Annotated in this window: 10 protein-coding genes and 2 tRNA genes; 8 read left to right on the forward strand and 4 right to left on the reverse strand. The window is 65.4% G+C overall.

From position 1 onward, the window contains the following. The first annotated feature begins 30 nt into the window (after positions 1–30). Positions 31–107, forward strand: a tRNA-Arg gene (locus QZ609_RS19555). Between the two features lie 157 nt (positions 108–264). Here QZ609_RS19555 and QZ609_RS19560 read toward each other — a convergent pair. The 4 genes from QZ609_RS19560 to QZ609_RS19575 all read right to left on the reverse strand — a co-directional run bounded on the left by QZ609_RS19560 (position 265) and on the right by QZ609_RS19575 (position 4908). Then, positions 265–2688, reverse strand: coding sequence for a bifunctional (p)ppGpp synthetase/guanosine-3',5'-bis(diphosphate) 3'-pyrophosphohydrolase (locus QZ609_RS19560; protein WP_295498356.1), 2424 nt, complete (start codon positions 2686–2688; stop codon positions 265–267). Positions 2689–2948: 260 nt separating this feature from the next. After that, positions 2949–3152: a DNA-directed RNA polymerase subunit omega gene (gene rpoZ, locus QZ609_RS19565; protein ID WP_004630929.1), complete on the reverse strand. Its 204-nt coding sequence runs from the start codon at positions 3150–3152 to the stop codon at positions 2949–2951. Between the two features lie 137 nt (positions 3153–3289). Then, complete coding sequence (gene gmk / locus QZ609_RS19570) at positions 3290–3955, reverse strand: guanylate kinase (RefSeq protein ID WP_295498337.1); 666 nt, start codon at positions 3953–3955, stop codon at positions 3290–3292. A 17-nt stretch (positions 3956–3972) separates the two neighbouring features. Next, positions 3973–4908 (reverse strand): YicC/YloC family endoribonuclease, encoded by a 936-nt coding sequence (locus tag QZ609_RS19575; RefSeq protein ID WP_295498342.1) that lies wholly within the window; start codon positions 4906–4908, stop codon positions 3973–3975. A gap of 146 nt (positions 4909–5054) precedes the next feature. On the opposite strand from QZ609_RS19575, the gene QZ609_RS19580 reads away from it, so the two are divergent. The 7 genes from QZ609_RS19580 (at position 5055) to QZ609_RS19610 (ending at position 10756) form a co-directional block, all read left to right on the forward strand. Next, a complete protein-coding gene (locus QZ609_RS19580) occupies positions 5055–6077 on the forward strand; it encodes a serine/threonine-protein kinase (RefSeq protein ID WP_295498359.1) in 1023 nt (340 codons plus the stop codon). A gap of 121 nt (positions 6078–6198) precedes the next feature. Continuing rightward, positions 6199–7113 (forward strand): PP2C family serine/threonine-protein phosphatase, encoded by a 915-nt coding sequence (locus tag QZ609_RS19585; RefSeq protein WP_295498345.1) that lies wholly within the window; start codon positions 6199–6201, stop codon positions 7111–7113. A gap of 96 nt (positions 7114–7209) precedes the next feature. After that, a complete protein-coding gene (gene rph, locus QZ609_RS19590) occupies positions 7210–7932 on the forward strand; it encodes a ribonuclease PH (RefSeq protein WP_295498348.1) in 723 nt (240 codons plus the stop codon). A 10-nt stretch (positions 7933–7942) separates the two neighbouring features. Then, a complete protein-coding gene (gene rdgB, locus QZ609_RS19595; protein ID WP_295498361.1) occupies positions 7943–8548 on the forward strand; it encodes an RdgB/HAM1 family non-canonical purine NTP pyrophosphatase in 606 nt (201 codons plus the stop codon). A 7-nt stretch (positions 8549–8555) separates the two neighbouring features. After that, positions 8556–9830 (forward strand): radical SAM family heme chaperone HemW, encoded by a 1275-nt coding sequence (hemW, locus tag QZ609_RS19600; RefSeq protein WP_295498351.1) that lies wholly within the window; start codon positions 8556–8558, stop codon positions 9828–9830. A gap of 96 nt (positions 9831–9926) precedes the next feature. Continuing rightward, a tRNA-Ser gene (locus tag QZ609_RS19605) sits at positions 9927–10016 on the forward strand. A 107-nt stretch (positions 10017–10123) separates the two neighbouring features. After that, complete coding sequence (locus QZ609_RS19610) at positions 10124–10756, forward strand: DUF2968 domain-containing protein (protein ID WP_295498353.1); 633 nt, start codon at positions 10124–10126, stop codon at positions 10754–10756. Positions 10757–11034 lie beyond the last annotated feature (278 nt).

The raw sequence follows: 11034 nt of genomic DNA on the forward strand, positions 1-11034 counted from the left end.
AAAATCTCTGTATAATCTCATTTCTCGGTTGCGGCTGTAGCTCAGTTGGATAGAGTACTTGGCTACGAACCAAGGGGTCGTGGGTTCGAATCCTGCCAGCCGCACCACCTGATAAGAATGAGAAGGGCTTCCAGAAATGGAAGCCCTTTTCTTTTGCCCCGCGCGGCTCGCCTCTTCCCGCGGATGTGCAGCGCGCGCGGGCCACAAACAAAAAAGGCGAAGCCACTCGGCCTCGCCTTTATTCTTTTCTGTGCTCGCCGCGGGCTACTCGCCGCCGCGATCCCGCGCAATGCGGATCACATCCGGGTTACGCCGCAACGCACGCATCACGTCAGCCAGGTGCACACGGTCATGCACCTGGATCAGGAAGGTCATGTACGTCGCCTCCTGATCGCCCTCCTGCTCCATCGACACATGCGCGACGTTGGCATCTGCCGAGGTCAGGTCCGCCGCCACGCGCGCGAGGATGCCCTTGGTATTGCGCACCAGCACCTTGATCGACACATCGAACGCGCGCGTAGTGTGCTCGGCCCACATGACGTCGATCCAGTGCTCCGGATCCTTGCTGTGCAAGCGCTTGGCAACCCGGCATTCCTGTACGTGGATCTGCAGCCCTTCGCCCTTGCCGATGTAGCCGACGATGGAGTCGCCGGGAATCGGCCGGCAGCACGACGAGAACACCATCGCCATGCCCTCGTCGCCGCTGACGGTGACGGCGGGCGCCTCCTCATTGGCGAAGGTATGCACGGCGGCCATGAGCGCTTCGTCGCCTTCGTGCGCACCTTCCTGCAGGATGATCTCGATGCGGCGCGCAACCACTGCCGGCACGCGCCGGCCGAGCGCGAGGTCGGCGAAGATGTCTTCGCGCGCCTTGTTGCCGGTCCATTGCACGACGCGCTCCCACAGGGGCGCGGGCACCGCCTTCATGTCGATGCCGAGCTGGCGCAGCGCTTGCTCGAGCAGGCGCTCGCCCAACTGGATCGCCTCGTCCAGCTTGGCGGTCTTGAGGAAATGGCGGATCGCCGCACGCGCCTTGCCGGTGCGCACGAACGTGAGCCATGCCGGGTTCGGCTTCGAGTACGGCGCCGTCACCACCTCGACGATGTCGCCGTTCTTGAGCTCCGTGCGCAGCGGCAGCAGCTCGTTGTTGATCTTGACCGCCACGCACTGGTTGCCCAGGTCGCTGTGCACGGCGTAGGCGAAGTCCAGCGCCGTGGCGCCGCGCGGCAGTGCGCGGATCTCGCCCTTGGGCGTGAACACATAGACGGCATCCGGGAACAGGTCGATCTTGACGTGCTCCAGGAACTCCTGCGAATCGCCGGTCTGGCTCTGGATATCGAGCAGCGACTGCAGCCACTGGTGCGCCTGCTGTTGCGCGCGGTCGGGCTCGTCGTGGTGCTGCTTGTACATCCAGTGCGCGGCCACTCCAGCCTCGGCGATCTGGTTCATCTCGCGCGTGCGGATCTGGAACTCGACCGGCGTGCCGAACGGCCCCACCAGCGTCGTGTGCAGCGACTGGTAGCCGTTGATCTTGGGGATCGCGATGTAGTCCTTGAACTTGCCGGGCATCGGCTTGTACAGGCTGTGCAGCGCGCCCACCGTCATGTAGCACTGCATCTGCGTCTCGACCACCACGCGGAAGCCGTACACGTCCAGCACCTGCGAGAACGACAACTGCTTGTCGTGCATCTTGCGGTAGATGCTGTAGAGCGTCTTCTCGCGGCCGGTCAATTCCGCCGGGATGCCCGCATCGGCCAGCGCGCGCTGCGCCGTCTCCAGGATGCGCGTCACGACTTCGCGCCGGTTGCCGCGCGCGGCCTTCACGGCCTTCTCCAGCGTCTCGTACCGGAACGGCGAGCCGATGCGGAAGCTCAGCTCCTGCAGCTCGCGGTACGTGGTGTTCAGGCCGAGCCGGTGCGCGATCGGCGCGTAGATCTCCATCGTCTCGCCCGCGATGCGGCGGCGCTTCTCGGGCGGCACGTGGTCGAGCGTGCGCATGTTGTGCGTGCGGTCGGCCAGCTTGACGAGGATCACGCGCACATCGCGCGCCATCGCCAGCAGCATCTTGCGGAAGCTCTCCGCCTGCGCCTGCTCGCGGCTCTGGAATTCGAGCTTGTCCAACTTGGTCAGGCCGTCGACCAGCTCCGCAACCTTGGCGCCGAACTTCTCGGCCAGCTCGCTCTTGGTCACGCCCTGGTCTTCGATCACGTCATGCAGCAGTGCCGCCATGATCGATTGCACATCCAGCTTCCAGCCCGCACAGATCTCTGCCACCGCCACCGGGTGTGTGATGTACGGCTCGCCGCTCTGGCGGTACTGGCCGAGGTGCGCCTCGTCGGAGAAGTGGAAGGCTTCCTTCACCAGCCTCAGATCCGCCGGCTTCAGGTACGACAGCTTTTCCGTCAGCGCCGTGATGGAGACAACCTGCTGGCGCGGCGGTGTGGCCGGCTGCGAAGTCGGGCCGAACAAGTGCCGGTAGGTCTGCTCCAGCACCGCATCGATGAAGAGCGTGTCGCCGGCGTGCGGCTCCCCCGCTGTACGTGCGGCATCGCTCGCAGCTTGTGACGTGGCTTTGGGCGATTTGGGCGGCAGCGCCGACCGCTCCCCTACCAGGTCCGCGCCACGCGGGTCAGGCAGGTTCGGCGCCCCCGTGCGAGGTGACGCGGGGCCGGCAGCGGAATTCGGCATGGAAACGAAGGAAGCAGTGGACGACCCAGGCAGCGGCGCGGAGGCACCCGATTCGGCCGGCGTGGCGCCAGTCGACTCCGCTGACGGCACGGTGTGCTCGTGCGCAGCGGAGCGTTGGGTCCTGGGCGAAGAAGAAGCGGGCGTGGTAGGCATGCCGGGGTCTCGTGCAATCGCGGCTTTCACATCCATGAAAGATCGCGTCGACGGATCAGTAACCGGGGCGACCGGGGCAGCGCACCACGCCAGGCAATGCAGTCAGCTCAGGAAGGGACCTTCTTGAGCATCTCGATACCGACCTGGCCGGATGCGATCTCGCGCAATGCGGTCACGGTCGGCTTGTCCTTGGCATCGACCTTGGGCGTGTGGCCCTGCACCAACTGACGGGCGCGGTACGTTGCGGCCAACGCCAGTTCGAAGCGATTCGGAATCTGTTTCAAGCAATCTTCGACGGTAATACGCGCCATGAAAACTCCACCTGGTGGCAAATCTTGTTGATGTCGGTATTTTAGCAGCAGCGCGGCACTCGGCCCGGACAGCACGCCGGCACGGGGCCTACCACACTTTTTCGCACGCGCCGGAAAACGCCGGCACCTCAATGAATTCAGTGAATGCCCAGCTCGACGAAGAGCTCGCCATGCCGCGCCTTCTGTGCGCCGAAGCGCAGGCGCGTGGCCAGCACTACCGTGCGCAGCTCAGCCAGTGCGGTGTCGAAGACTTCGTTGATGATCACGTAGTCGGCTTCGGGCGCGTGCGCCATCTCGCTACCGGCGGCCAGCAAGCGGCGCACGATCACGTTGGGCTCGTCCTGGCCGCGCTTCTTCAGACGGTCTTCCAGCGCCGTGAGTGACGGCGGCAGGATGAAGATCTCGACCGCGTTGGAAAAGCGGCGATGCACCTGCTGCGCGCCCTGCCAGTCGATCTCCAACAGCACGTCGGTGCCGGCGCGCATCTGTTCTTCGATCCACACGCGCGAGGTCGCGTAGTAGTTGCCGTGCACCTCGGCCCATTCGAGAAACTCGCCGCGGTCACGGCAGGCCTTGAACTCGTCGACGGTCATGAAGTTGTATTCACGGCCGTGCTGCTCGCCCGGGCGCGGCTGGCGCGTGGTGGCCGAGACCGACAGGCGGATCGACGCATCGTGCGCCAGCAGCGCATTCACCAGCGTGGACTTGCCCGCGCCGGACGGGGCCACCACCATGAACAGGCTGCCGGGGAAATGGTTCTCGATGGGCGTATCGACCGCCGAGTGCGCTTGGGATGAGGGCATGTGATTCTTCTGCGTAGTTACTCGAGATTCTGGACCTGCTCGCGCATCTGCTCGATCAGCAGCTTGAGCTCCATCGATGCATCGGCCAGTTCCTTGGCCGCGGCCTTGGAGCCCAGCGTGTTCGCCTCGCGGTTGAGCTCCTGCATCATGAAGTCCAGACGCTTGCCGATCTGGCCGCCCTTCTCCAGGATGTGGCGCGTCTCGCGCAGGTGCGCCTGCAGGCGCGAGAGCTCTTCGGCGATGTCGATGCGGATGCCGTAGACGGTGGCTTCCTGGCGGATGCGCTCGGACAGCTCGTCGCGCGTGAGCGCCGGGGTGCCGTCGGGCGCGGCCAGGCCGAAGGCTTCGCGCAGGCGTTCGGTCAGCTTGTCTTGGTGCTGCTGGATCAGGTTGGGCACCATCGGCGTCAACCCTTCGATGATGGCCAGCATGGCGTCGACGCGTTCCAGCAGCACTGCCTTGAGTGCGTCGCCCTCGCGGCGGCGCGATTCCAGAAGTTGCTTGAGCGCCTCTTTAGCTGCGTCGACCACGGCCTCGCGCAGGGCATCCTGCGTCAGCTCCGGCTCAGCCAGCACGCCGGGCCAGCGCAGGATCTCGCCCATGCGCAACGTGCCGGCGGCGGGCAGATGGCGCACCACCTCCTGCTCCAGCTTGGCCAACTGTTGCAAGACGCCGACATTGAGCGCCGCCACATCGCTGGCGGCTTCCTGCCGCTGCAGGTTGATCCGGCACTCCAGCTTGCCGCGCGACAGTGCGCTCATCAGCATTTCGCGCAGAGCCGGCTCGAAGGCGCGGCACTCCTCCGGTGCGCGAAACAGCAGGTCGAGGAAACGAGAGTTGACGGTCCGGAATTCGACCGACACGGTGGCGACGTTGCCGCTGGGCGCGCCGTGCGCGTCGGTAAAGGCTGCCTGGCGTGTGGCGACGCCGTAGCCGGTCATGCTGTGGATCATGAGATCGTGGTGTCTTCTTGGATGTGTCGGGAGCCCAGCGCGCCTTATGCACACTGAGAATTGGCGGGCAATCCCCCACCTTTTGTCGCTTTACAACGTGTGGACTGGTCAGGGAAAATCCGACAGCCATTTCGCCACACAAACCCATGACAGAGTCAAAAGGCTCAGGACAGCCGCGTAGCGCCCCGTTGCCGGTCGGCACCTTGCTGTCCAATTACCGTATTGTAAAGAAGTTGGCCAGCGGAGGCTTCAGCTTCGTCTATCTCGCCACCGATGAACATGGGACACCGGTGGCCGTGAAGGAATATCTGCCGTCTTCACTGGCCCGTCGTTCGCCCGGCGAATTGATTCCGGTCGTGCCTGAAGAAAGCGCGAGCGCGTTCCGCCTCGGGCTCAAATACTTCTTTGAAGAAGGCCGGTCGCTCGCCCGCATTTCCCACCCCGCCATCGTGCGCGTGCTCAATTTCTTCCGGGAAAATGGCACCGTCTATATGGTGATGACGTACGAGCAGGGCAAAACGCTGCAGGAGCATATTCTCGGCGCACGCCAGCAGGGCAAGCTCAAGGTGCTGAGCGAGCGCTTCATCCGCCAGGTCTTCCACGACCTGATGAGCGGGCTGCGCGAAGTCCATATCCACAAGCTGCTGCACCTCGACATCAAGCCGGGCAACATCTACCTGCGCGAAGACCATTCGCCGATCCTGCTCGACTTCGGTGCCGCGCGGCAGACGCTCACGTCGGAGGCGTCGCGCTTCCAGCCGATGTACACGCCAGGCTTTGCCGCGCCGGAGCTGTATCGCAAGCACAACGAGCTTGGGCCCTGGACCGACATCTACAGCATCGGCGCGACCGTCTACGCCTGCATGGCCGGCACGCCGCCACAGGAAGCCACCCAGCGCGAGAAGGACGACAAGCTCGCCGAAGGGCTGGAACGCCTCAGCAAGGTGTACACCGCCAGCTTGATCGAGCTGGTCGGCTGGTGCCTGAAGATGAAGCCGGATGAGCGTCCGCAGAGCGTGTTCCGCCTGCAGAAGGTGCTGCGCGAAGAGAGCAACGCGCTGACCGAAATGCAGGCGCTGACGGCCAACACCCTGGGCGGTCCTGTGCCGGAAGAAAAAGAGGCGTTGACGACGCGTTTCATGAGCCTGTTGCGTCGCCGGGACAACTAAGACAATGACCCGCGCGCAGGGCTGGACCCTGCGCGACGGAGTATGATTCCCAAGCGGTGGGCACGCGGTAACGGGACCAGCGGCCACACCGTTTTCCATTCCCGAAACCTCGATAGCTGCAATGCGCTTCTCGGTTTATCAAGAAAGCAAAAAAGGCGCGCGACGCGTCAACCAGGACCGCATGGGGTACTGCTTCACGCGCGACGCCATGCTGATGGTGCTGTGCGACGGCCTGGGCGGACACTCGCTGGGCGAAGTGGCGGCCCAGCAGGCGCTGCAGACCATGGCACGCCAGTTCCAGCGCCATGCGCGCCCGTCGATCCGCAATCCGCGCGATTTCCTGCACGAGAGCATCATGCTCGCGCACCGCGACATCCACCGCTATGCGGAGACCAACGGCCTGCCGGATGCACCGCGCACCACCATCGTCTGCGCGCTGGCGCAGCGCGGCTCGCTGCACTGGGCGCACGCAGGCGATTCGCGCATGTACCTGATGCGCAAGGGCGAGCTGGTGACGCGCACGCGCGATCACTCCAAGATCGAAAACCTGCTGCAGCAGGACCGCGTGCTGCCGATGCAGGTCGCGCACCACCCTGAGCGCAACAAGATCTACAACTGCCTGGGCTCGCCTAACCTGCCGCTGATCGACATCGGCGGCCCGGCCAACTTGGAGCCGGGCGACGTCGCCATGCTGTGCTCCGACGGCCTGTGGGGCAGCGTGCAGGAAGACGAGCTGGTCGACACCTGCACCAGCTTCTCGGTCACGCAGGCGATTCCCGAGCTGATCGCCCGCGCGCTGCGCAACTCGGGCGACACCGCCGACAACACCACCGCCATCGCCATGATGTGGGAGCTGGATGCGGTGACGACCACGCAGGATACGGTGCAGACCGACACCCTGCCGCTGAACGCCTTCACCACCTCCATCCTGGACGCGCCGCAAAGCGAATCGGGGCTGATGTCGGAAGAGGAGATCGAGCGTTCCATCGCCGAGATCCGGGCCGCCATCGACAAGACCAGCAACCTGACGCGCTGAGCGCCTCCGCGCTTCTCCTAACCGGCCCGCAGCTGCCCGCGTGCAGCGCGGGCCGGTATCATGTCGGGCTATCCGTTTTTCAAGCGAGAACCCCACATGCGACCCAGCGGCCGCCAGCCCGACCAACTCCGCCCCGTCACCCTCACCCGCCACTTCACGCGCCATGCCGAAGGCTCGGTGCTGGTCTACTTTGGCGATACGCAAGTGCTCTGCACGGCCAGCGTGCTGCCCAAGGTGCCGCCGCACAAGAAAGGCAGCGGTGAAGGCTGGGTGACGGCCGAATACGGCATGCTGCCGCGTTCGACGCACACGCGCTCCGACCGCGAAGCCGCGCGCGGCAAGCAGACCGGCCGCACGCAGGAAATCCAGCGCCTGATCGGCCGCGCGATGCGCTCGGTGTTCGACCTAGCCGCGCTGGGCGAATACACCATCCACCTCGATTGCGACGTACTGCAAGCTGACGGCGGCACGCGCACGGCCAGCATCACCGGCGCGTTCGTGGCCGCGCATGACGCCATCTCGGTGATGCGCGAGAAGGGCCAGTTGCCTGAGGGCGCTCAGCCGATCCGCGATTTCGTCGCCGCGGTGTCGGTGGGCGTATTCAATGGCGTGCCAGTGCTCGATCTCGACTATCCCGAAGACTCCGCCTGCGATACCGACATGAACGTCGTCATGACCGGCGCCGGCGGCTTCGTGGAAGTGCAAGGCACCGCCGAAGGCACGCCCTTCACGCGCGCCGAGATGGACGCGCTGCTGGGCCTCGCCGACCAGGGCATCCGCACGCTGATCGGCCTGCAGAAGCAGGCGCTCGGCCTGTAAAGGGATGACGATGCGCAAGATCGTGCTGGCGTCGAACAATCCGGGCAAGCTGGTCGAGTTCAACGCCCTGCTTGGCACCCTCGGGCTCGACGTGACACCGCAAGGCGAACTCGGCATTCCCGAGGCGGAGGAGCCTTACGCCACCTTCGTCGAGAACGCGCTGACCAAGGCGCGCCACGCCAGCCGCGCCTCCGGCCTGCCCGCGCTGGCCGACGATTCCGGCATCTGTGTGCATGCACTGGGTGGCGCGCCGGGCGTCTACTCCGCGCGCTACGCGCAACTGGTGGGCGAGCCGAAATCCGACGCCGCCAACAACGCCCGCCTCGTGCGCGAGCTGGCCGGCAAGGCTGACCGCGGCGCACACTACGTCTGCGTGCTGGTGTACGTGCGCCACGCCGACGACCCGCAGCCGATCATCGCCGAGGGCAACTGGTTCGGCCAGGTGATCGACACACCGCGCGGTGACGGCGGCTTCGGCTACGACCCGCACTTCCTGCTGCCCGAGCTCGGCAAGACCGCCGCCGAGCTGACCAAGGCCGAGAAGAACGGCGTGAGCCACCGCGCACAAGCGCTCGCGCAACTGGTCGAGCGACTGCGCGCCTTTGAGAACGCCTGAAGCTTCGATGATTCCGATTCACCCCGTCGGCGCGGGCACAGCGCCATCGCCTTCCGCCGCCACTGCCGAGACCGGTGACAAGGTCACCTCCGTCTTCCTGCAGCCGGGCAAGATCAGCCTGCCGGCCTCGCCGCCGCTATCGCTGTACGTGCACGTGCCGTGGTGCGTGCGCAAGTGCCCGTACTGCGATTTCAACTCGCATGCGGAGCCGGACCAGGGCATCCCGGAAGAGCGTTTTCTCGCCGCCCTCCGGCAGGACCTGGAGGCCGCACTGCCGATGGTGTGGGGCCGGCATGTGCACACGATCTTCATCGGCGGGGGCACGCCGAGCCTGCTGTCAGCGCAGGGGCTGGACCGGCTGCTGTCGGACATCCGCATGCTGCTGCCGGTCGATGCCGATGCCGAGATCACCATGGAAGCGAACCCCGGCACGTTTGAGGCCGAGCGCTTCCGCAGCTATCGCGCCAGCGGCGTGAACCGGCTTTCGATCGGCATCCAGAGCTTCAACGACGCGCACCTGCAGGCGCTGGGCCGCATCCACAGCGCCAGCGAGGCCCGCGCAGCGATCGACATCGCCCGCACGCATTTCGACAACATCAACCTGGACCTGATGTTCGCCCTGCCCGGCCAGACGCTCGCCGAGTGCGAGGCCGACGTGGAAGCGGCGCTGTCGTTCGACACGCACCATGTGTCGCTGTACCACCTGACGCTGGAGCCGAACACGTACTTCGCCAAATACCCGCCCGCGCTGCCTGATGACGACACGGCGTTTGCGATGCAGGACTGGATCCACGCACGCCTGGGCGCGGCGGGCTACGAACACTACGAAGTCTCGGCGTACGCCAAGCCTGGCAAGCGCTGCAAGCACAACCAGAACTACTGGCAGTTCGGCGACTACCTCGGCGTCGGGCCGGGCGCGCACGGCAAGCTGAGCTTTCCGCACCGGGTCATCCGCGAGATGCGGCACAAGCATCCGGAGACGTATCTGCGTCAGGCCGAGACTACCGGCGGCGCGGCGGTCGTACACGAGCAGCGCGAAGTCGATGCGGTTGATCTGCCGTTCGAGTTCATGCTCAACGCGCTACGGCTGACCGAAGGCTTCCCGGTCACGCTGTTCCAGGAGCGCACTGGCCTGCCCCTGCGCACCATCGAGCGCCAACTCGATCTTGCCGAACAACGCGGCCTGCTCACCATCGACCACGTAGACATCCGCCCGACCGAACTCGGCCAGCGTTTCTTGAACGACCTGCAGGCGCTGTTCCTCGCCGACGACGAAAACTGACGCTCGCTGGCTGTCGCGTTGGGCCCAGTGCCGTTACAATGGCGGCCTTGCGCCGAATGCACCTAACGCAGCGCATGCAATCTCCGCAGCAAAAATGGAAGCGTGGCCGAGTGGTTTAAGGCAGCAGTCTTGAAAACTGCCGATGGGGTGACCCATCCGTGAGTTCGAATCTCACCGCTTCCGCCAATCCCTGTGCCGACCGCAGTTTTGCCGAACAACCCTTCACCCATTCCGGGCTGAAGCGGCGCACAAAACTGATATAGTCGCGTCGGCTCCGATTTCCCACATCTGTAATGGCTCCCCTCCTCCGCCACACCGTTCTTGCGTTCGTCGCCGCGGCCTCTGTCGCCAGTGCCGGGCTCGCCCACGCGCAAGCTACTGCGCCGCAAGCGCCGGCTGCCCCGACGGCCGCATCGGGTGGGACGGTGGCGGAGCTGCAGCAGCTATTGGCGCAAAAGCGCCTGACTGAGCTGCGCACCACCTACAACGGCGACTACGGCACCAGCCTGCTGCTGGTCAATGAAGGCACCACCGCCTACGTTGCGCTGACATACCGCAAAGAATTGTGGCGCGTGTACAAGTTCGCGTCGGTCACGCCGGCCGAAGGCGCCTATGACACGCTGGCCCGCCAGACCCGCGTCTGGGCCGAGGACGACCTGCGCCGCGCCGTCGTCGCCGGCGAGAAGGCGCAGTTGGAGCGCGAAGCCCACGCCGCCGAGCAGCGCGCCGCTACGCTCGGTCAAGAAGTGCGCATGATGCAGGCCCAGCGCCAGAAGATGCGGGAAGAACAGCAGACGATGCGCCAGGAAACCCAGGCGCTGGATGTCGAGCGCCGCGCCTACAAGGCCCAGATCGATTCCCTGCAACAGCAGATTCGCCTGCTAGAGAAGCAGCTCAACGATCCGCACTGGTCGCCCGCGCCGTAACACGCGCCCCTGCTGTGCCCTCCTGGTTTGCCGCGAGCGGCAGGCCGGCAATCGCCCCAAGCCTGCACATTTCTCCACAGATTTAAGAGCAGTCTGATCGACCGCTTGCGCCCGCTTCCTTAGGATGGCACCTGTGCCCGTAGGCAGGCCCGGCAGGGTACATCGCCGCGGCTGGGACGTTTAGCGGAGACGGAAGTGGATACCCTCAACATCACCATCGACGGCCATCTTGGCATGCCGGGCTTCTCGCGCGTGCGCGTGCCGCCGCCGTTCGGCAC

This window comes from uncultured Ralstonia sp. (assembly GCA_913056305.1).
Classification (GTDB): domain Bacteria; phylum Pseudomonadota; class Gammaproteobacteria; order Burkholderiales; family Burkholderiaceae; genus Ralstonia.